The sequence below is a fragment of the Photobacterium sp. HL06 genome, assembly GCF_059552575.1.
In genome coordinates, this window is sequence record NZ_CM183914.1 from 613133 (window position 1) to 635865 (window position 22733).

A 22733-nucleotide genomic window follows, 5' to 3' on the forward strand; every position below is an offset into this window, starting at 1 on the left:
ATGAGATATGGAGGACTTATGCGTCTTGACCGATTTACCAGCAAGTTTCAAATGGCGATATCTGATGCACAGTCGCTGGCGTTAGGGCGAGACCATCAGTATATCGAACCGACCCACCTGATGGTGGCGTTGCTCAATCAGGATGGCAGCACGATTCGCCCGTTGTTAACGATGCTGAATGTCGATATTTCCCAATTACGTTCCGGCTTATCTGAGTTATTGGATCGCCTGCCCAAAGTCAGTGGCATTGGTGGTGATGTGCAGTTGTCCCATGGTATGGGCATGATCCTGAATGTGTGCGATAAGCTGGCACAAAAGCGAAAAGATAAATATATCTCTTCAGAACTCTTTATTCTGGCGGCGGTTGACGACAAAGGGCCTTTAGGCAAATTGTTGAAACAAAAAGGACTGACGGCGGATAAGGTCGAAAAAGCCATTGAACAAGTACGTGGTGGCCAGAAAGTCGATGATCCTAATGCGGAAGAAAACCGCCAGGCGCTGGAAAAATTCACCATTGATCTGACAGAGCGGGCAGAGCAGGGCAAGCTCGATCCCGTGATTGGTCGAGATGATGAAATTCGCCGTACTATTCAGGTGCTTCAGCGCCGAACCAAAAATAATCCCGTGATTATTGGTGAGCCTGGAGTGGGTAAAACCGCGATTGTTGAAGGGCTTGCGCAGCGCATTATTAATGGGGAAGTACCGGAAGGTCTTCGTCATAAACGCGTACTATCCCTTGATATGGGCGCGCTGATAGCCGGAGCGAAATACCGTGGCGAGTTCGAAGAACGTCTCAAGTCGGTGTTGAACGAGTTGTCGCAGGAAGAAGGCAGCATCATTTTATTTATTGATGAGCTTCATACCATGGTTGGTGCTGGTAAAGGCGAAGGCTCTATGGATGCCGGCAATATGCTTAAACCTGCACTGGCCCGTGGTGAGCTGCATTGTGTGGGGGCAACAACACTGGATGAGTATCGTAAGTACATTGAGAAAGATGCAGCGTTAGAGCGGCGTTTTCAGAAAGTGCTGGTGGATGAGCCAACTGTCGAAGACACCGTCGCTATCTTACGAGGTTTGAAAGAGCGTTATGAGCTCCACCACCATGTAGAAATTACCGATCCTGCCATTGTTGCTGCGGCCAGTTTATCCCATCGCTATATTTCTGACAGGCAGCTACCGGATAAGGCGATCGATCTGATTGATGAAGCGGCATCCAGTATTCGAATGCAGATTGATTCCAAACCAGAATCATTGGATCGTCTTGACCGCCGTATTATCCAACTCAAGATTGAACAGCAGGCGTTGGTAAAAGAGAGTGACGATGCGAGCCAGAAACGCTTAAAAGATCTGTGTGAAGAGCTAGATAGCAAAGAGCGTGAATACGCCGAACTGGAAGAAGTGTGGAACGCAGAAAAGGCGGCTCTATCTGGTACGCAGTATATTAAAACGGAACTGGAGCAGGCTCGAACCGACATGGAAATCGCCCGCCGTGCCGGTGATCTCAACCGGATGTCCGAGCTTCAGTACGGAAAGATCCCTGAATTAGAAAAGCAATTGGACCTGGCTGCCCAGGCTGAAATGCAGGAGATGAGCTTGTTGAAGAACAAGGTTACCGATGCAGAAATTGCCGAAGTGTTATCACGCCAGACCGGGATCCCAGTTGCCAAGATGCTCGAAGGTGAGCGTGACAAGCTACTGCGAATGGAGCAGGCGCTGCATAAGCGAGTTATCGGGCAGAATGAGGCTGTCGAAGCGGTTGCCAATGCTATCCGCCGAAGTCGTGCGGGGCTCTCTGATCCGAACCGTCCAATCGGTTCATTCTTATTCTTAGGCCCAACCGGGGTGGGTAAAACAGAACTGTGTAAGTCTCTGGCTCACTTTATGTTTGACAGTGAAGATGCCATGGTGCGGATCGATATGTCCGAATTTATGGAAAAACATTCTGTGGCGCGCTTGGTGGGGGCACCTCCAGGCTATGTTGGCTATGAAGAAGGTGGTTACCTGACAGAAGCTATTCGCCGTCGGCCTTATTCTGTGATTTTGCTCGATGAAGTCGAGAAAGCACATCCTGATGTCTTTAACATTTTGCTCCAGGTACTTGATGATGGCCGTTTGACTGATGGTCAGGGGAGAACTGTCGACTTCCGCAACAGTGTCATCATCATGACGTCCAACCTGGGCTCGGATCGTATTCAGGAGCACTTCGGTGAGCTCGATTATGAAGGTATCAAAAATACGGTGATGGAAGTGGTTGGCCATCATTTCCGCCCTGAGTTCATTAACCGTGTCGATGAAACAGTTGTTTTCCATCCTCTGGGCGAAGAGCACATTAAGAATATTGCTGATATTCAAATTGCTCGCCTTATTAAGCGATTGGCAGAGAAAGATTATCTGCTGGTGTTGAAAGACAGTGCATTAGAACTTATCGCTCAAGCCGGGTTTGATCCTGTTTATGGGGCAAGGCCTCTGAAGCGAGCAATCCAGCATTACATCGAGAACCCGCTGGCACAGGATATTTTGTCTGGTAAGTTTGTAACCGGAAAAGCCATTGATATCGTGGCTGAAGATGGGCAAATTGTAGCTCGGCAATAAGCATTTGCTCACATTGGCATCGCCTTTAAACTGATACTTATAACCCCTGTTTCAATTTGAAGCGGGGGTTTTTATATAACAGGGAGTTGTATCCCAGAACCTCATGTCCAGCTCGAAGTCATCTTTGCCTTTATATCGTTTTCCTTACGTTGTTTTACTTAGCTTTACCCAAGGTTCATATTCGATTCATTTTTGTTGGGTTAACCTGCCTATTCATTCAAACCATCGATTTTAATCTGCGCCTACTGAAGCCGATTCGTTGTTTCTATATAAGTTGTGAATGGCGGCTCAGGGAGGCTGGAAGTAAGGAGAGCCAATGAAAAGTCTTATGGATCAGTTATTGAGCCAAGCCAGTAAGTATACAGATACTTCTTCTTTGTCTTCCAATAAGACTGATCTATTGAAAGGGGTTGCCACTGGGGGATTAATGGGGGCAATACTCGGTAATAAGAAAAGCCGTAAGTTGGCAACTAAATACGGTAAGAAAGCTGCCGTTGTTGGAGGCACTGCGGTTGTTGGCACACTAGCTTACCAGGCATATAAAAACTGGAAACAAGATCAAACCAATGAACACGAACCCACCTCGCTTACTCAGCCGTACGATAATGCCGTGCAGCCAGCTTATAGCCAGACTTCCTCAACAGAGTCATTGTTGTTGGTAAAAGCCATGGTGTTTGCGGCCAAAGCAGATGGCCATATTGATAATAATGAAAGGCAAGCAATTGCTGACTGGCTTAATCAGCAAAATATTGGGCAAGATGTAGAGGTATTGATTAGTCGGTGGATCGATGAACCGCTCGAACCACAGGCGATTGCTGCTGAGATCAATAACCTTGAGCAAGCATCTGAAGTTTATCTCGTCTCTTTACTTGCAATCGATGTGGATCACTTTCTTGAAAAGGCGTATTTGGATCAATTAGCCAATGCACTTTCCTTGCCGAGAGAGTTAGCTTTGCGAATTGAAGAACAAGCCAACTTATAAAGCGAGGTTGAAGTGGTTGAATTTTGAACGGGATTGGCATGGTTGTTTAAATATTAATCGGTCGCACACTCTTTGGTGATTTATTTTAAAAATGCTATTGCCAGCAGAATCAAAGTCTCTATAATGCCGCCTCACTGACACGGAGAACGGCAACTTAAGCCGCTAACCAGTCAGTTTGTTCTTTAACAATTTGACCATGCAATCTGTGTGGGCACTCGTGAAAAAGTTAAGTCGAAAGATTTATCAATGAACTGAGTGACCAAAACGATAGAAATATCGGCACAGTCAATTCGAGCTTCTAGGAACTAGCTTCTAGTCACTAGGAACTCAATCAGTATTCATTGAGCCGGTCGAAAGACCAACAAAACTTTAATTGAAGAGTTTGATCATGGCTCAGATTGAACGCTGGCGGCAGGCCTAACACATGCAAGTCGAGCGGCAGCGACTTAACTGAACCTTCGGGGGATGTTAAGGGCGGCGAGCGGCGGACGGGTGAGTAATGCCTGGGAATATGCCTTAGTGTGGGGGATAACTATTGGAAACGATAGCTAATACCGCATAATGCCTACGGGCCAAAGAGGGGGACCTTCGGGCCTCTCGCGCTAAGATTAGCCCAGGTGGGATTAGCTTGTTGGTGGGGTAACGGCTCACCAAGGCAACGATCCCTAGCTGGTCTGAGAGGATGATCAGCCACACTGGAACTGAGACACGGTCCAGACTCCTACGGGAGGCAGCAGTGGGGAATATTGCACAATGGGGGAAACCCTGATGCAGCCATGCCGCGTGTATGAAGAAGGCCTTCGGGTTGTAAAGTACTTTCAGTCGTGAGGAAGGGTGTGTAGTTAATAGCTGCATGCCTTGACGTTAGCGACAGAAGAAGCACCGGCTAACTCCGTGCCAGCAGCCGCGGTAATACGGAGGGTGCGAGCGTTAATCGGAATTACTGGGCGTAAAGCGCATGCAGGCGGTCTGTTAAGCAAGATGTGAAAGCCCGGGGCTCAACCTCGGAACAGCATTTTGAACTGGCAGACTAGAGTCTTGTAGAGGGGGGTAGAATTTCAGGTGTAGCGGTGAAATGCGTAGAGATCTGAAGGAATACCGGTGGCGAAGGCGGCCCCCTGGACAAAGACTGACGCTCAGATGCGAAAGCGTGGGGAGCAAACAGGATTAGATACCCTGGTAGTCCACGCCGTAAACGATGTCTACTTGGAGGTTGTGGCCTTGAGCCGTGGCTTTCGGAGCTAACGCGTTAAGTAGACCGCCTGGGGAGTACGGTCGCAAGATTAAAACTCAAATGAATTGACGGGGGCCCGCACAAGCGGTGGAGCATGTGGTTTAATTCGATGCAACGCGAAGAACCTTACCTACTCTTGACATCCAGAGAAGTTACCAGAGATGGTTTCGTGCCTTCGGGAACTCTGAGACAGGTGCTGCATGGCTGTCGTCAGCTCGTGTTGTGAAATGTTGGGTTAAGTCCCGCAACGAGCGCAACCCCTATCCTTGTTTGCCAGCGCGTAATGGCGGGAACTCCAGGGAGACTGCCGGTGATAAACCGGAGGAAGGTGGGGACGACGTCAAGTCATCATGGCCCTTACGAGTAGGGCTACACACGTGCTACAATGGCGTATACAGAGGGCTGCCAACCAGCGATGGTGAGCGAATCCCACAAAGTACGTCGTAGTCCGGATTGGAGTCTGCAACTCGACTCCATGAAGTCGGAATCGCTAGTAATCGTAGATCAGAATGCTACGGTGAATACGTTCCCGGGCCTTGTACACACCGCCCGTCACACCATGGGAGTGGGCTGCACCAGAAGTAGATAGCTTAACCTTCGGGAGGGCGTTTACCACGGTGTGGTTCATGACTGGGGTGAAGTCGTAACAAGGTAGCCCTAGGGGAACCTGGGGCTGGATCACCTCCTTACCTAAAGACTTGCTGTTTTATGCAGTGTCCACACAGATTGCTTGGTCGAAATGTAAAAGAGCGCTAGCGTTGCCCAGCAACGTTAGCCAGAAATACTTAGTCCCGTTCGTCTAGAGGCCTAGGACACCGCCCTTTCACGGCGGTAACAGGGGTTCGACTCCCCTACGGGACGCCACTTTCTAAACACATTCTGAGAATGTTGTTAGAAAGTGGTTCAATCTCTTCGGAGATCACGAAACACATGCTCTTTAACAATCTGGAAAGCTGACTAGTAAATTCAATTTTTACAATTGAATTAAAATGTTTCATCGAGAGATGAAACGAGTTCTCAAGCAAACACATTCAAGTGTCTTGTGTAGAGTCCGGCGAAAAACCAATGTCTCCCTGCTCTTTCATGTAGAGAAGGAGAGACACAAACCTTGGTTGTTTGAACATACAGACCTCTTGGGGTTGTATGGTTAAGTGACTAAGCGTACACGGTGGATGCCTTGGCAGTCAGAGGCGATGAAGGACGTATTAACTTGCGATAAGCCCAGTTTAGGCAGTAAAAGCCACTTGAGACTGGGATTTCCGAATGGGGAAACCCACTGGCATAAGCCAGTATCGCTACGTGAATACATAGCGTAGCGAGGCGAACCGGGGGAACTGAAACATCTAAGTACCCCGAGGAATAGAAATCAACCGAGATTCCGGCAGTAGCGGCGAGCGAAACCGGATTAGCCCTTAAGCTAGTTGCATGTTAGGCGAATGTGCTGGAAAGCACAGCAGTAAAGGGTGATAGCCCCGTAGCCGACAGCGCGCTTTTAGTGAAATCGAGTAGGACGGGACACGTGATATCCTGTCTGAACATGGGGGGACCATCCTCCAAGGCTAAATACTCCTGACTGACCGATAGTGAACCAGTACCGTGAGGGAAAGGCGAAAAGAACCCCTGTGAGGGGAGTGAAATAGAACCTGAAACCGTGTACGTACAAGCAGTAGGAGCACCTTCGTGGTGTGACTGCGTACCTTTTGTATAATGGGTCAGCGACTTAATTTTAGTAGCAAGGTTAACCGTATAGGGGAGCCGTAGGGAAACCGAGTCTTAACTGGGCGCATAAGTTGCTAGGATTAGACCCGAAACCAGGTGATCTAGCCATGGGCAGGTTGAAGGTGAGGTAACACTTACTGGAGGACCGAACCGACTAATGTTGAAAAATTAGCGGATGACTTGTGGCTAGGGGTGAAAGGCCAATCAAACCTGGAGATAGCTGGTTCTCCCCGAAAGCTATTTAGGTAGCGCCTCGGACGAATACTACTGGGGGTAGAGCACTGTTAAGGCTAGGGGGTCATCCCGACTTACCAACCCTTTGCAAACTCCGAATACCAGTAAGTACTATCCGGGAGACACACGGCGGGTGCTAACGTCCGTCGTGGAGAGGGAAACAACCCAGACCGCCAGCTAAGGTCCCAAAGTTATAGCTAAGTGGGAAACGATGTGGGAAGGCTCAGACAGCCAGGATGTTGGCTTAGAAGCAGCCATCATTTAAAGAAAGCGTAATAGCTCACTGGTCGAGTCGGCCTGCGCGGAAGATTTAACGGGGCTAAGCTATACACCGAAGCTGCGGCAATGCAGTTTACTGCATTGGGTAGGGGAGCGTTCTGTAAGCCGTTGAAGGTGAATCGTAAGGTTTGCTGGAGGTATCAGAAGTGCGAATGCTGACATGAGTAACGATAAAGGGAGTGAAAAACTCCCTCGCCGGAAGATCAAGGGTTCCTGTCCAACGTTAATCGGGGCAGGGTAAGTCGACCCCTAAGGCGAGGCCGAAAGGCGTAGTCGATGGGAAACAGGTTAATATTCCTGTACTGCTTATAACTGCGATGGGGGGACGGAGAAGGCTAGGTGGGCCAGGCGACGGTTGTCCTGGTTCAAGGGTGTAGGCTGTATTCTTAGGTAAATCCGGGAATACTTAAGGCTGAGACCCGATGTCGAGCCGCTACGGCGGTGAAGTCATTGATGCCATGCTTCCGGGAAAAGCCTCTAAGCGATAGGTTGTAAGCAATCGTACCCCAAACCGACACAGGTGATCAGGTAGAGAATACCAAGGCGCTTGAGAGAACTCGGGTGAAGGAACTAGGCAAAATGGTACCGTAACTTCGGGAGAAGGTACGCTCCTGGCGGTGAAGTCCCTTGCGGATGGAGCTACTGGGAGTCGCAGATACCAGGTGGCTGCAACTGTTTATTAAAAACACAGCACTGTGCAAAATCGAAAGATGACGTATACGGTGTGACGCCTGCCCGGTGCCGGAAGGTTAATTGATGGGGTTAGACTTCGGTCGAAGCTCTTGATCGAAGCCCCGGTAAACGGCGGCCGTAACTATAACGGTCCTAAGGTAGCGAAATTCCTTGTCGGGTAAGTTCCGACCTGCACGAATGGCGTAATGATGGCCACGCTGTCTCCACCCGAGACTCAGTGAAATTGAAATCGCAGTGAAGATGCTGTGTACCCGCGGCTAGACGGAAAGACCCCGTGAACCTTTACTACAGCTTGGCACTGAACATTGACCCTACATGTGTAGGATAGGTGGGAGGCTTTGAAACCATGTCGCTAGATATGGTGGAGCCGTCCTTGAAATACCACCCTTGTAGTGTTGATGTTCTAACGTCGCCCCCTTATCGGGGGTGCGGACAGTGCCTGGTGGGTAGTTTGACTGGGGCGGTCTCCTCCCAAAGAGTAACGGAGGAGCACGAAGGTGGGCTAATCACGGTCGGACATCGTGAGGTTAGTGCAATGGCATAAGCCCGCTTGACTGCGAGAATGACAATTCGAGCAGGTGCGAAAGCAGGTCATAGTGATCCGGTGGTTCTGAATGGAAGGGCCATCGCTCAACGGATAAAAGGTACTCCGGGGATAACAGGCTGATACCGCCCAAGAGTTCATATCGACGGCGGTGTTTGGCACCTCGATGTCGGCTCATCACATCCTGGGGCTGAAGTCGGTCCCAAGGGTATGGCTGTTCGCCATTTAAAGTGGTACGCGAGCTGGGTTTAGAACGTCGTGAGACAGTTCGGTCCCTATCTGCCGTGGGCGTTGGATGATTGAAGGGGGCTGCTCCTAGTACGAGAGGACCGGAGTGGACGAACCTCTGGTGTTCGGGTTGTTACGCCAGTAGCATTGCCCGGTAGCTAAGTTCGGAATCGATAAGCGCTGAAAGCATCTAAGCGCGAAGCGAGCCCTGAGATGAGTCATCCCTGATACTATAAGTATCCTAAAGGGTTGTTGGAGACTACGACGTAGATAGGCAGGGTGTGTAAGTGCTGCGAGGCATTGAGCTAACCTGTACTAATTGCCCGTGAGGCTTAACCATACAACACCCAAGGGGTTTTTTGGACTCCACGAACGCTTGAATGTAAGCGCGAGAACACTAGTTAACTTTCCCAGATTATGAAGATATTCCGCCTACCTAAGGTAGCGCCGGGATAAAGTTCGATAGCAAGACAAGTTGTGAGTCGAGCGAAGGAGTTTAGCCTGCTAAATGACTGAGCGAGAGAGCAACTTAACACAGCTAACGGGCTTTATAGCCAGCGGAATGTATTCAAAAGAATTTGCTTGGCGACCATAGCATTATGGACCCACCTGATCCCATGCCGAACTCAGTAGTGAAACGTAATAGCGCCGATGGTAGTGTGGGGTCTCCCCATGTGAGAGTAGGACATCGCCAGGCTTTAACATAGGTTTTCATCTTTTTAAGAAAAAGATGAAAGCAAAAACAAATAAAGCAGCGACCATAAGACTTTATTTGTTGCTCAGAATTGAGTGGAGCGGTAGTTCAGTTGGTTAGAATACCGGCCTGTCACGCCGGGGGTCGCGGGTTCGAGTCCCGTCCGCTCCGCCACTTATACTAAGCCCAAGTCGAAAGACTTGGGCTTTTTTACATCTGTAGGTTTAAGTTTGCCCTTCGGTCGAATGAGTCCCGGTCGTGTGCGATCTCGGACTGGGCGTCACCGCCGAAAGGCGAGGCTTTTTTGCAATTAACGTTCCCGAAGAGCCCTTCGGCCGCTGCCTTTCATCTTGTCATGAATACATTTTCACTTCTATTCGTTGTGCCTCATTGTTGCTTAGTATGTCAATAATGCCCATTTGCTCTAGTTCTTGATATATAAGTTGAAGAATGGCAATAATAAAGCACTAAAATGCTACTTTTTTGTTCATAAGCTATTGTTTTAATAGTAATTGTGATAGTTTCTCGTGCATTTATTTTTATGTGCGCTATTGCACATTTGTATTTATCTTTAGAGCAAGAATAACTATGCATAAAACTAAAAAACAGTGGTTAGGTAGTGCTGTACTTAGCTTACTTCTTATCGGTTGTGGCGAAGGAAGCGATACAACCGATAAAGGCTTGGAGGTTGACAATCAGGTTGTCGTAAATACGGAGTTTGCGGCAACGTATTTGCAGAGTATCGGCACGGAGACTGCTCAAGCTCCTGCCCCTGTGGCCTATTCACAAGTACCTGTCGTTAAAAGTGCCAATACTGATCTTCGTTATAACGGTCAGATGAAAGTGACTAATATCCTAAATGGCGAAGAGCAACAGTTTGACTGGCCTGTGACTCAAAAAGCAGATGGTATTGTTGTTTCTCATCGGGCGTTGACACTGAAGCCGGGTGATTATGACTTTATCCTAATTTTGAGCCGGAATGAGCGTCAGTATGTCGCTAAGGCGTTAGGACAAGAAATTGTAGATGGTGAAACTCCCGAAATTGATTTTGTATTGGAGCCGAACCTGGGTAAAACCATTATTGATTTCGATGAGGTTCAGTATGTATCTACGTTGAAATTTGAGTTGTTACCCGAAGAGATTGCGGGGCTGTCTCAGCCGCAGTTTGGCTTATCAATCAATGGTAAGGCTGAGCAAGTCTTCAGTATTAATAAAGAAACCGGTGTCGCTCAAATTCTGTTAAATGTCGACCCGGGAGAATACCAATTATCAATGCGCCTTTATGACGGTGACTTGATGGTAGGTAAGAACGACGATCACGACACGACCGTCAACTTAGTTGAGGGTGAAGATGCGAAAATGGATCTTATTCCACTTCAGGCAGATGTGAACCTCAACCTGACGCCGCTGAAAGACCAGGGAACATTTACCTTTACGGTTCCTGCCGAAGTTGTACAAGAAGTAGGATCAGCTCAGGAGTTGGCACTGATTGTTCGTCTGGCTGGTGATAATGTCCCAGCACAGGAAAAGGTACTGACAGTACGTGATGAAAACGGTGTCTACAAAGCGAGTGAGCTGTTTGAAACGGGTGGTCAGGACAAGGTTACTGCTTATTTGGCGTTCCATAAAGTGAGCGAGGCATCCGAGCAATTTAACTCGACACCATTCGCCAGCTGTAATACCTCGATTAACGTTGAACTAAACCAGACACTGGGCTGTAAGCTTGAGCTGAAACGCGAAAGTATGGTTACAGGCCGTGTGTTGGGTACTCTGATGCTAAACGTATTTGATCAGAACCTTCAGCCTGCCATTGGTGTGAAGGTGTATGTGGACGACAAACTTATTGGCCTGACAGGCGAGCAATATAATACCGGTTCGATTAAAGCCCACTTAGTTGCAGGTGAATATGATATTAAGGCTGAACACGGGGCATTAACTGAAAACACATCATTGGCGATAGAGGCTCTTTCTATTGTAAATAAAGTGATTTATTTAGAAGAAAGTGATGTCCCTGAAATGGGAAATTACCAAAAAAATCAATTCATCGAAGCATCCGCAGAGGATCATAATTCACTGGCTCTAATTGATATGGACAATGATGGAGATCTGGACGTCGTTTATCCAGGGCCCAGTGCAAATATTTATTACCTTGAAAATGATGGGACAGGTCAACTTTCAAAGCCATCTTTACTGATTGAGTGGGGCGAGGCATGGAAGGTTATTGCGGCTGATATCGATGGTGATGGCGATAATGATTTACTCATTATGGATGGTGCTGATTCAAATAGCTCAGAACCACATTTCCACCAAGTCTATTTCAATAATAATGGCCACTTTTCTCCTGGCCAAAAGTTCAATGTTCCTTACTTACAAGAAGCTGATGCGAAGTTCAGTGATATAGACGGTGACGGTGACTTGGATCTCGTAACGTCTTTAAGCTTTATGAACGCAGACCTTCGTATTTTTACCAATAATGGCAAAGGGGTATTTGAACAAGGTCAGCAAAGACTTACAGCGCAACAATCTAATGCGTTTACAGTTGCTGATGTAAATGGTGACAAGGCACCCGATATTATTACTGGTGGAGCATATCATGCCGCTGGAGAAGTTCTGATCAATAATGGTAAAGGTGATTTTGATAAATTAGTTCAGTCGGTTTCAATTAATGTTGGCCTCAAAGGTAATGCAAATGGCTCACGCCATTTAGACCCTAAAGTTAACCTTTTAGCTGCTGATTTTGATAATGATGGGGATATTGATCTGTTTGCTACCCAAATTCAGTTTGAGTCTGGTGATGGCTCGAAACTTTCGAATCAGCTATATGTCAATGATGGAGAAGGCCACTTTCAAATTGGTCAATCTGTTGGTATTAATGGCTTAACGGGTGTCACTGCAGACTTTAATAACGATGGTTTTCAGGATATTTTAGTCATGCAACCATTGACTGATGTCGGAAGTGAAGAGGTTTATCATACCTATACCAATCAAGGGAATGAGATGTTCTTTGAGCAAACTGTTTTCAGTGATACTCCTTTAAGTGGGAGAAGCCAACAGTTTATGGGAGACTTTAATGGGGATGGCCATATGGATGTTGTCATGATGGGAGATGATGGTTTTGTTACGTACTTGAATACACCAGTTCAATAACAAAGCAGAACCAATGGCAGCTCCGGCTGCCATTTTCATTTCAACACCTTAGCCCAACCTGACACACCCATTTACAACTCTTTGAACTAACCCATTGCGCTCTACTTGTCATCAAGTGGCCAGTTATGAGAGGGTTAGCCACATTAGTTCGATACGATGAGAGTTAACCATGACATTTTTCTTTGAGCGCACGGAGTCTGCCGAGAAGGTGACCATTGTCCTGAAGCCGCATTCCTTATACACCATGTTAGTAATGCTGGCGCTTTGGCTAGTGAATGACTTGGTCGTGCAGTCCGCCCCGATCACCCAAATCATCATGCCGGTGTTTATTGTCTTTATGGTTGTCCGTTTCTTTTCGCTCATTCGAGTTCAGAAGGAAGTACTTGTTGCGATGAAGCAGGGGCGGGTCAGCACCTGCGGTAGTAAGTTTTCTTTCTCTAATCCGTTTACTTATACCATCAATAAGTAATCCCCGTTTTTGCCCTATCGATAGTTAGCTACTCAGGTGATCACTGAGTAGCTATTATACCAATCAGCATAAGTATCTGATCATTCTTGCTGATTTTGCCTGCGCAATTATCTGAACACTTACTTATCCCGATTGGTATTACTATTTCCCCATGGGAAATAATCCCTTAATTCCACGCTGCTTATCGTTTTCAACATAACGTGCATAATAGAAATAGCCCCTGAAAAGTTATTCAGGGGCACGGCGTGGTTTATAAGAGGAGAAGTATGAGTCAATTTAACTGGAAGCCGCTGTTGCTGGCATGTCTGATTGTTAGTATTGGTCAACTTAGCTTAGGGTTGATTTTTCCTTCCCTGCCATGGATCGCACAAGATCTGGGGATCAGTTCAGAGCAGGCACAGTTATTGGTTTCTGGTTATTTGCTTGGTTTTGGCCCTTCCCAGCTTATTTACGGCCCGATGTCTGATGTGTTTGGCCGTCGTCCTGTCTTACTTTCTGGTTTACTTATTGCCTTGTTCGGACTGACACTAGCAGTCACGCATGCGGACTCGTTCGATTGGTTGCTGGCCGGGCGGTTTGTCCAGGGGCTCGGAGCCGGAAGTGTTGCAGTGCTTGCCAGAGCAACGATCCGGGATAGCTACCTAAGTAATCACTTAGTCAAGGCGATGACCTGGGTCGCAATTGTTGCTGCCTTTACGCCAATTGTGGCGCCTGTTATTGGTGGTATCGTGAACCACTATTCGGGGTGGTTAGCGGTCTTTATCCTGCTGTTGGCTTATATCACCTTGATATGGCTGGTATTGCTACTGACATTCAAAGAAACACTCAATACATCATCAAAACCCCAGTCTGTTGGTAAGTTGGTAAGCTCCTATTTTTCTCTGATGCAGGAAAGGCATTTCCTCACCTTTGCTGGCCTCGGTTGGGTCAATTTTTCGCTGGTGGTTATTTCGATCTCCTTGATGCCGTTTATCATGCAGGTGCAGATTGGAATGTCTTCTGATGAGTACGCACTGTGGGCGACGATCCCTGCATTTGGTTTATTGAGTGGTGGCCTGGTGTGTCAGCGCCTGCGGCCTGCCTTGGGGACGCAAAAAATATTGCAGCTCGCACCTGTGCTTCACTTTCTGGCTGGCATTGTATTGATCCTGGCACCGATAGAGCCTGTCTGGATGAGTACTGGTCATTTCTTGCTGGCGATGGCCAATGGGATGGCCTTTCCTTGCGCGCAGTCACTGCTGCTGGTGCCTTATGGCGATAAGGCGGGGACGGTGTCTGCATTGTCAGGAGCCTGCCAGATGGTTTTTGCCTCGCTGATCAGCAGTGCCTTACTCAAGTTAGGAATAAGCCAGGCATGGCACCTGGGTGGGGTGATGCTAATGGCTGCCGGTGTTGGATTGGTATTGGTATATTATGGATCGCGTAGTGAAAGTGGTCGGGAAGCAGTAGCAGCGTTAAATTAAGCCCGATAGTAGTGCCTGAAATTTAGGCCATACTTAAGGCAGCTAATTTAGGGTGGACTACATTATGCCGAAGTTAATTTTTCTGGCTGCCGCTATCGTTTTGGCTGCCTGTACAAGCCAGTATGAAGCCCAGTTGTCACAACAGAAAGAATGGGGACAGCTAGGGACCTATCATGGTGAGCAAGGTTATCGAGAGTGGGATCAAAAGCGCTTGAATAAGCAAGGCGCTATGACTGAAACCGAATATGAAAAATACCGGGCAGGATACCTGCAAGGGCGGTTTGAGTACTGCTCGGGCAAGAAAAATGTCGGAACTGTTATCAATCCCGAGTATCCGGATGAGTGTAACAGCAATCAAGGTAGCTATGGACTGATTGATAGGGGCTACTAGTTTGGGTATAAGGCTGCCAGGAGGCAGCCTTTTTTATGCGGTGCAGTGATGCAAGCTTAGTTGTTGCTGTGTAGCTCGCTGTTTAGTTCTACCGCGGTTTTGTTGGTCAGGCATTCAATCTGGCCCGTTACCGAGTTGCGGCGGAATAGTAGATCAGGTTTACCGGCAAGATCGCGGGCTTTAACCACTTCAACTTCTTTGCCTTCAGAATCTAGCATACGCACTTTAGAGCCTGCAGTAACGTATAGGCCTGACTCAATCGTACAGCGGTCACCAAGAGGGAAACCAAGACCAGCGTTCGCACCCAGCAGGCTGTTTTCGCCGATAGAGACAACCACTTTACCGCCGCCGCTTAGGGTACCCATGATAGAGGCGCCGCCACCAATGTCAGAACCTTCGCCGACCATTACGCCAGCAGAGATGCGGCCTTCAACCATGCTTACACCTGCAGTACCTGCGTTGAAGTTGATGAAGCCTTCGTGCATAACGGTTGTACCTTCACCCACGTGCGCGCCAAGACGGACACGGGAGGTATCAGCAATACGTACACCGGCAGGAACCACGTAGTCGACCATTTTCGGGAACTTGTCTACACAATCTACTGTCAGCACTTCGCCGTTCAGGCGCGCTTCGATTTGGCGATCGGCTAACTCTGGCAGATCAATTGGTCCTTGGCTTGTCCAGGCGATGTTGTGCAGCAGGCCGAAGATACCGTCTAAAACAATACCGTGAGGTTTGACTAGGCGGTTAGAGATCAGTTGCAGCTTTAGGAAGCCTTCAGCAACGGAGGTTGGTGCTTCATCAGTAGCCAGAACCACGATGACCAATGGTTGTGTCGACTGGGTAGCCTTGGTGGCAAACTGGGCACTTTTTTCATCACCTGCAGCGGTGAATGCCGCCGCCAGATCAGCACACTGAGCCGGAGTGACTTCAATGGCCTGGTTGCCTTCTTTGTAGTCAACAACAGTGGCTACCGCTGCGATCAGCTCATCTGATGGAGCCAGAGCAGGTGTTGGGAAGAAAGCTTCAATGATTTTACCGTCACGGTTTTTAGTCGCTGTACCTAGGGCAAGTGAAAAGCTGGCCATTAGTGATCGTTCTCCATGTCAAAATTGTTGAGCTCTGCGCCGCAATGCAGGCAGATTGTATACGATTGAAACTATCATAATGACAGTTGGCATGATATTGAAGGGGGGAGTAGATAATCAGTGAAAAATGACGAAATTATTGCCAAAGCAAGGCGGTTAACAATTAGCTTGTATAGTTTCATGCATAAAAAAACCTCCAGCATGGAGGTTTATTCATGTAGAAGTTGTCGACAGCAAAGATTACGCCGCATCTTCCTGCGGCTGCTCAGCAACAGCTTCAGGTTTCGCCGCTTTCTTTTTTGGTGCCGCTTTCTTTTTGGCACCCAGTGCGATCAGTACTTCTTCACGTTTTTGCGCCAAGAACAGCGATAGCTCTTCTTGCTTGGCTTCATCTTCGAACAGTTCACTTTCGCCTAGCAAAGTAAACATCTCGTCAGCCATATCCAGCATCTTGTCGTATGCGTCGGCTTCGGACTTAGAGGTGAAAGTCATCTTTTCTTCTCCGTTGCGCTCAACCACATATTTGACGATAACAGCCATGGTCACCCTCTCCCGAAATTGATTTACTGGCTGTTTATACAGTAGCATAAAGGGCTATGTCCAGTGATAAGCGTGTTAATGTGATGGTGCAAGAAAAATTTACCCATATTTATGCCCGAGCAGCCGAAAGAAAAGGTGGAGACGCCGAGTTGGAAAGCCTGTTGGCGACTCCTTTAAGCGCTCAGGAAATAAAGGAAATTCCTGATGACCGTTGGCTGGCTGCGTTTACCCAGAAGGTCTTCCAGTCGGGGATGAGCTGGAAAGTTGTCCGTAATAAATGGCCAAACTTCGAAGAGGTTTTTTTCGGTTTTAATATCGAGAAAATGCTGCTGATGCCAACGGAAATGTGGGAACGCAAAGCGACCGATCCGGCGATCATTCGCCATTTAGGCAAGGTGATGACAATTCCTGAAAATGCCCACATGATCCATGATGCAGCATTGGAGCATGGTTCATTTGCGGCGATGGTGGCCGACTGGCCGGCAGACGATATTACCGGCTTATGGCGCTACCTGAAAAAACACGGAAAGCGCCTCGGTGGTAATACCGGGCCGTATACATTGAGGATTATGGGTAAAGATACCTTTATTCTGAGCCACGATGTTGAAGCTTATCTGCGTAATACGGGAGTGATTGATGGCGGCCGTGATACCCAGAAATCTTTGCAGGCCACCCAGCAGGCGTTTAGCGACTGGCAACAGGAAACAGGCCGCCCGCTGTGCCAGATCAGCCAGATCATTGCTTTTAGTCTCGGCGACAATCGTCTTTAGGCAATTGCTAGCTCGATCGGCTTAGCTCAGTGTCCACTGCTGGCAAAAATCCAGAAACAGCTTGAGCAGCGGGCTCTGATACTTTTCCTTGTGGTAGAGCAGCCAGTATTGGCGGTGCATATCCAACGGCAAGTTGAGGATCACCAGTCGATGATCCTTCACGGCATGCTCAACCGCCAGGCGCGACAGGCAGGTGATCCCCAGCCCTGCCGTTGCACAATTGATGATGGCCTCGGTGGTATTGAGCTCAAAGGCTTGTTGCCACTCCTCCAACCTTGGTGCTATTCGGTTGAGGAAAAACTCCCGGGTGCCTGATCCCGGCTCCCGCAAAATCCATTGTGAATGTTCCAGATCCGACAAACTTAGATTGCCTACCTTGGTTAAGGGGTGATCGGGATGGCATGCTACTACCATTTCATCGTTCAGCCAGGGCTGCACAACCAGATCAGGTTGCTGCACTTTACCTTCGACCAAGCCGACATCGAGCTCAAATTCACTTAATTTATGGCAGATCTGGGCGGTATTGGAAATGAACAGGCATTGGTCAACATGCTTGCTGGCGTGGCGAAAGTCACGAAGCAAAAAAGGAGTGACTTGGTTGCCGACGGTATCGCTGGAGCCGATTTTCAGCTTGCCGGTAATCGGGCCCGCCTGATCAAACAGTTGCTCAATGTCATTGCTGCGTGCCAGCAGTTCATCGGCCAAGGGAAGCAAGCGTTTTCCTTGCTCGTTGATGATCAGGCGGTTGTTGTTGCGATCAAACAGCTTGTGTTCTAGATGCTTTTCCAGCTCGGACAGTGCCATGCTGACCGCTGGTTTGGAGAGAAAGAGCTTCTCGGCGGCCGCTGTGATTGTCCGCTCCTGGGCAACGGTAACAAAGACTCTGAGCTGTTTGAGTGCAATATTCATGTCTTTCCTTTGTTCAGTATTATTTAAACTGAATTTAAAAATATTCAAATATTATAAACGATCATGGTTCTATACACTCACCGGGTGTTCAGAAAAAAGTGTTTTTGCCAGCTATCAGGCAGCAGAAAACGGAGTGGATTAGATGATTAAGGCAACTAAGAACAAAATCGCAGGCGCACCGACCCCAATGGCGGGTTTGGCGCTAGGGATCGCCAGCCTTGGCTGGAGTTGGGAAAACGGTGCCGAGCTGAACGGTTACGGTCAACTGACAGGGGCGGCGATTGCCTCGGTTTTGTTATTTGTGTTGCTGCTCAAGTTTCTTTGTCATCCTAAACTGCTGTGGAATGATCTGATGCATCCTGTGGCGGGCAGTGTCGTTCCCACCTTTGCCATGGGGATTATGGTGGTGTCGAAAGCGGTGGGCCAGTTTGCCCCCTATATGGGGCAGGCGATTTGGTTGTTTGCGGTGATCCTGCACCTGATTTTCCTGGTGTTGTTTGCTTACCACCGAGCGATTGATTTTAAGATCCACCACATGGTGCCAAGTTGGTTTGTTCCACCTATCGGTATCATTGTGGCCGATGTCGCTTTCCCTGGTGGCGTCCTGCGTCCATTGGCGGAAGGATTGTTGTATTTTGGCATGGCGGTTTATGCTGTGATGCTGCCTGTGATGATCTATCGCTTGATCTTTAGCCATGAGATTCCTGATGCGGCCAAACCGACGATTGCCATTATGGCGGCACCGGCCAGCCTGTCACTGACCGGTTACCTGACTGTAGTGCAAGAGCCTTCACCGGTTGTGATTGGCCTATTGGCAGGGGTAGCGGTGCTGATGACCTTTGTGATTTATGTGGCTTTTTATCGCCTGCTTCGCTTGCCATTTAGCCCCGGGTACGCGGCTTTTACCTTCCCGATGGTGATCAGCGTGACGGCTTTGTTCAAAGTGGCGACATGGATGGGGGATTTTGGTTTCGCCGCGCATTATGTCGATCAAGTCCATATGCTTGCCACTATTGAGTTGTACATGGCAACAGCGGTGGTGAGCTATGTCGCTTTGCGCTATCTCGCTCATTATCGTCCAATAACCCAATTACTTAACCTACAGCTACAGGGGATGTAAATAGCATTTCTACGCTTTTTGATGTGAGTATCTTGCCCGGAATTTTCGCCCTGTAAAATGACGGATCGCCGGGCCTTTTTGTTTGCAGCAAGTAGCCTATTGGTAGACAATCGTTGTAATTTTCTCTGTTCGTGAGATATCTGCGTGTTTACTGTCTATCACTCAAACCAACTGGATCTGCTGAAGTCCCTTCTGGTTGAACTTATCCGCCTCGATCCGCTGGACAACCCGTTTGAGCAGGAGCAAATCCTGGTTCAAAGCCCGGGTATGTCGCAGTGGTTGAAACTGGAGCTGGCCAAGTCCCTTGGTATTGCCGCCAACCTTGAATTTCCGCTACCGGCGACCTTTATCTGGAATATGTTTACTGAGGTGCTCAGCGATGTACCGCAACGCAGTGCCTTCAATAAAGAAGCCATGACCTGGAAGCTGATGCAGGTATTACCGAAGCAGCTTGATAAACCAGAATTTGAACCACTGGCGCGCTACCTGAGTGATGACGACCAACAGGTGAAAAGCTACCAGCTGGCAGAAAAGATTGCAGATATTTTCGACCAGTATTTGGTATATCGCCCGGAGTGGATCCAAGCTTGGGAATCTGATCAGGTTGACCCGGAATTGACGGCTGACCATCCGTGGCAACCACTGCTATGGCAGGCGCTCTATGATCATACCCTGGGGCTTGATCAGTCGCCGTACCATCGTGCCAACCTGTATGACAACTTTATTGAGACGCTTGAAGGCTATTTGCAAAGTGGCGCACCGCTGCCCGAGGGGCTGCCGAAACGATTGTTTGTCTTTGGTATTTCAGCACTGCCACCACGTTACCTGGATGCGTTGGCGGCCCTGGGCAAGCATATCGATGTCCACCTGATGTTTACTAACCCTTGCCGTCACTACTGGGGGGAAGTACGGGATCGAAAATATCTGGCTCGGCTGGCCGCTAAGCAGCGCCAACAGCTGCAATGGTGTATTGATCACAGTGAGCGTGGCGAAGTTATTTCCCCGCTCAAAGGTGACATCGAAGATAATCTGGTAGATGACACTCATGAAGGTGCGGTCGGTAATACCCTGCTGGCTTCATTGGGTAAGCTGGGGCGCGATAACCTGTATTTATTGTCAGAGATGGAAGCCTATGATGTCGAAGCATTTGTCGATATTGAGCCAGATTCTCTGCTGCACTCAATCCAGGCCGATATCCTTAACCTTGAAGATCGGATCAATGATGAGCTGACTGAATCCAGTCACCATAAGCTGGCAGTATCGGCGCAGGATAAGTCGCTGGCGATCCATGCCTGCCATTCACCGATGCGTGAAGTTGAAGTGCTGCATGACAACTTATTGGCGATGCTCGCAGACAACCCTGAATTGTCACCACGCGATATTGTGGTGATGGTAGCCGACATCAACTGCTATAGCCCATACATTCAGGCCGTGTTCGGCAATGCGCCGGGCGAGCGTTACATCCCATTCTCGATTTCAGACCGTAGTGCGGATCAGGAAAACCCGGTGCTGCTGGCCTTCCTGCGACTGCTGAGCCTGCCGGAAAGCCGTTGCCAGGCGTCTGAATTGCTGGAGCTGCTGGAAGTGCCGGCCGTCATGTTGAAGTTTGGCTTCGATAGCGAGCGCTTTGAGTGCATTAAGCACTGGATTGAAGAAGTCGGGATCCGCTGGGGGCTCGACGGGGAAACCGCGAGCGAATTCCAGCTGCCTGAGCAGCAACAGAATACCTGGCTATTTGGCCTGCAGCGAATGTTGCTCGGCTATGCTATGCCGCAGGGCTCCGGCTTGTACCAGGGCGTATTGGCCTACGATGAAGTGCAGGGAATGGATGCCGAGCTGGCTGGCCAGCTTGGGTTATTCATCGAAATGTTGATGCATTACCGTCAGCAGCTGGCCCGGCCACAGCCAGTGGAGGCGTGGATTGGAGTATTGAATCAGCTGCTGGATGATTTCTTTGCGGTTGATACCGACGGTGAGATGGTGCTGCGGATGATCCGTGATAAGTTGCAGCAGCTGGAGCAGCAGTTGGATGATGCCGGTTATGCTGTTGATATTAGTCCGGCGGTGCTGAGAGGTTACCTCAATGATAAGTTGTCCGGAGAGCGGGTCAGCCAGCGTTTCCTGGCCGGCCAGGTGAACTTCTGTACTCTGATGCCGATGCGATCGATCCCGTTCAAGGTCGTGTGCCTGCTGGGGATGAATGATGGGGTGTATCCGCGATCTATTCCCCCTGAAGGCTTTGACCTGATGGCCGGGCGGGGGAAATACGGTGACCGTTCTCGCCGTGATGATGATCGCTACCTGTTCCTTGAGGCGATACAGTCAGCGCAGGAAACCTTGTACATCAGCTATGTTGGCCGCTCGATCCAGGATAACAGTGAAAAAATGCCGTCGGTCTTGGTTAGCGAGCTGCTGGAATATTGCCAGCAAGGTTACATGCTAGAGGGCGATGAAGCGTTAACCGTCGATCACTCTGCTACACGCCTTGAGCAGTCGCTGATCCATAGTCATCCGCTGGTACCGTTTAGCCCGCAGGCATTTCAGGGGGCGGCGCCGAGTTTCGCTGCTGAGTGGTTGCCGGCGGCAAACCGCGAGCAGGTCTGTGCAGAAGTATTCCAGGATCAGCCGTTAGATGCCGAGCCTGTTGAAGCCGGAATGGAACCGGTACTTGAACTGGCCGAGCTAACCCGTTTTTGGCGCTTGCCGGTACAGTATTTCTTCAACCGCCGCCTTAAAGTCTTTTTTGAATCGGCCAAAGGGGCAATGGAAGATGACGAGCCGTTTGTGCTTGATGGCCTGAGCCGTTTCCAGCTTCGCAGTGATCTATTGGCGACCTTCCTTGATAGTTATAACTGTGGTGACACCAGCAAAGAGGCGGTGTTCGAGCGCTTTGCTGAGTACCAGCAGGCGTCAGGCGGGTTGCCGCTGGCCGAGTTTGGTGAACTGGAGCTGGTGGAAGAGCGGGTTCAGATTGAAAAACTGGCAGACAAAATCGCCGGGTTGATGGAGAAACCGCTGCCGGATACCGAAGTTGATCAATCCTTGCAGGTTGCCGGGTCCCAGATCCAGCTTCAGGGCTGGCTAAAGCACTATTTTCATAGTGGCCTGGTGCGTTACCGTCCGGGTAAAGTCCGGGCGCAGGATATTCTGCAGGGCTGGATTGATCACCTTTGCCAGGCCTTGGTCGTACCATCGAGTCAGACTCATCTGGTTGGTGTCGATGCCCACTACACATTGGATCCCGTTAGCCCAGAGTATGCCCGCACTCAGCTGACTGCGCTGGTGGAGGCGTATTATCAGGGGTTGACCCAGCCACTGCCTTATTTCCCGCGCACCGTACTCGCTGGCCTTCAGGCCTGCCAGGATAAGAAGGGCAACTGGTATGACGATGAGAAAACCCTAGACAAAGCCAAAGCAAAAATGGCCGAAGCCTTTAATGGTGGCTATATGTTCGAAGGCGAAGGAACCAACGCCTACATCAACCGGGTTTGGCCTGAATGGAACGATGTTTTAGCTTCCGATCTCCAGTTATGGGCAGGGCAATTGCTAAAACCTGCGTTGCTGCATTTAAGGGCTGTGGAAGAAGACGGCTAATATCAGGAGAGATGTAGCGTGGCCGCCAGCAAATCATTTTTAT

Annotated in this window: 12 protein-coding genes, 2 tRNA genes and 3 rRNA genes; 14 read left to right on the forward strand and 3 right to left on the reverse strand. The window is 49.1% G+C overall.

Annotated features, from left to right (window positions below):
• Positions 1 to 18: 18 nt before the first annotated feature.
• The 11 genes from clpB to AC51G0_RS03110 all read left to right on the forward strand — a co-directional run bounded on the left by clpB (position 19) and on the right by AC51G0_RS03110 (position 14669).
• Positions 19 to 2592 (forward strand): ATP-dependent chaperone ClpB, encoded by a 2574-nt coding sequence (clpB, locus tag AC51G0_RS03060; protein ID WP_496300625.1) that lies wholly within the window; start codon positions 19 to 21, stop codon positions 2590 to 2592.
• 316 nt (positions 2593 to 2908) lie between these two features.
• Positions 2909 to 3574, forward strand: a complete 666-nt coding sequence (locus tag AC51G0_RS03065) for a tellurite resistance TerB family protein (protein WP_496300626.1) — start codon at positions 2909 to 2911, stop codon at positions 3572 to 3574.
• A gap of 370 nt (positions 3575 to 3944) precedes the next feature.
• A 16S ribosomal RNA gene (locus AC51G0_RS03070) occupies positions 3945 to 5497 on the forward strand.
• A gap of 99 nt (positions 5498 to 5596) precedes the next feature.
• Positions 5597 to 5672: transfer RNA gene (locus AC51G0_RS03075), tRNA-Glu, on the forward strand.
• A 281-nt stretch (positions 5673 to 5953) separates the two neighbouring features.
• A 23S ribosomal RNA gene (locus AC51G0_RS03080) occupies positions 5954 to 8845 on the forward strand.
• A 241-nt stretch (positions 8846 to 9086) separates the two neighbouring features.
• Positions 9087 to 9202: ribosomal RNA gene (rrf, locus tag AC51G0_RS03085) — 5S ribosomal RNA — on the forward strand.
• The 16S, 23S and 5S rRNA genes sit together here with 2 tRNA genes alongside, the layout of an rRNA operon.
• Positions 9203 to 9296: 94 nt before the next feature.
• Positions 9297 to 9373 (forward strand) — tRNA-Asp (locus AC51G0_RS03090).
• A gap of 414 nt (positions 9374 to 9787) precedes the next feature.
• Entirely contained in the window at positions 9788 to 12346 is a 2559-nt protein-coding gene (locus tag AC51G0_RS03095; RefSeq protein ID WP_496300628.1) for an FG-GAP repeat domain-containing protein, read from the forward strand.
• Between the two features lie 169 nt (positions 12347 to 12515).
• Positions 12516 to 12815: a hypothetical protein gene (locus tag AC51G0_RS03100; RefSeq protein WP_496300629.1), complete on the forward strand. Its 300-nt coding sequence runs from the start codon at positions 12516 to 12518 to the stop codon at positions 12813 to 12815.
• Between the two features lie 266 nt (positions 12816 to 13081).
• Positions 13082 to 14278, forward strand: coding sequence for a multidrug effflux MFS transporter (locus AC51G0_RS03105; protein WP_496300630.1), 1197 nt, complete (start codon positions 13082 to 13084; stop codon positions 14276 to 14278).
• Positions 14279 to 14342: 64 nt separating this feature from the next.
• On the forward strand, positions 14343 to 14669 hold the full coding sequence (locus tag AC51G0_RS03110; protein ID WP_496300631.1) for a DUF2799 domain-containing protein: 327 nt from the start codon (positions 14343 to 14345) through the stop codon (positions 14667 to 14669).
• Positions 14670 to 14725: 56 nt separating this feature from the next.
• On the opposite strand, the gene dapD is transcribed toward AC51G0_RS03110, so the two are convergent.
• A complete protein-coding gene (dapD, locus tag AC51G0_RS03115; protein WP_496300632.1) occupies positions 14726 to 15757 on the reverse strand; it encodes a 2,3,4,5-tetrahydropyridine-2,6-dicarboxylate N-succinyltransferase in 1032 nt (343 codons plus the stop codon).
• 240 nt (positions 15758 to 15997) lie between these two features.
• Entirely contained in the window at positions 15998 to 16297 is a 300-nt protein-coding gene (locus AC51G0_RS03120) for a YebG family protein (protein ID WP_496300633.1), read from the reverse strand.
• Between the two features lie 83 nt (positions 16298 to 16380).
• Between AC51G0_RS03120 and AC51G0_RS03125 the strand changes: the two genes are divergently transcribed.
• The gene (locus tag AC51G0_RS03125; RefSeq protein WP_496301858.1) at positions 16381 to 17067 is read left to right on the forward strand and encodes a DNA-3-methyladenine glycosylase I; all 687 of its coding nucleotides are present in this window, start codon (positions 16381 to 16383) and stop codon (positions 17065 to 17067) included.
• Between the two features lie 21 nt (positions 17068 to 17088).
• On the opposite strand, the gene AC51G0_RS03130 is transcribed toward AC51G0_RS03125, so the two are convergent.
• The gene (locus AC51G0_RS03130) at positions 17089 to 17976 is read right to left on the reverse strand and encodes a LysR substrate-binding domain-containing protein (RefSeq protein WP_496300634.1); all 888 of its coding nucleotides are present in this window, start codon (positions 17974 to 17976) and stop codon (positions 17089 to 17091) included.
• A gap of 142 nt (positions 17977 to 18118) precedes the next feature.
• Here AC51G0_RS03130 and AC51G0_RS03135 point away from each other — a divergent pair, with 142 nt between their 5' ends.
• A complete protein-coding gene (locus AC51G0_RS03135; RefSeq protein ID WP_496300635.1) occupies positions 18119 to 19096 on the forward strand; it encodes a TDT family transporter in 978 nt (325 codons plus the stop codon).
• A gap of 144 nt (positions 19097 to 19240) precedes the next feature.
• Positions 19241 to 22690: an exodeoxyribonuclease V subunit gamma gene (gene recC, locus AC51G0_RS03140; protein ID WP_496300636.1), complete on the forward strand. Its 3450-nt coding sequence runs from the start codon at positions 19241 to 19243 to the stop codon at positions 22688 to 22690.
• Positions 22691 to 22733: the final 43 nt, after the last annotated feature.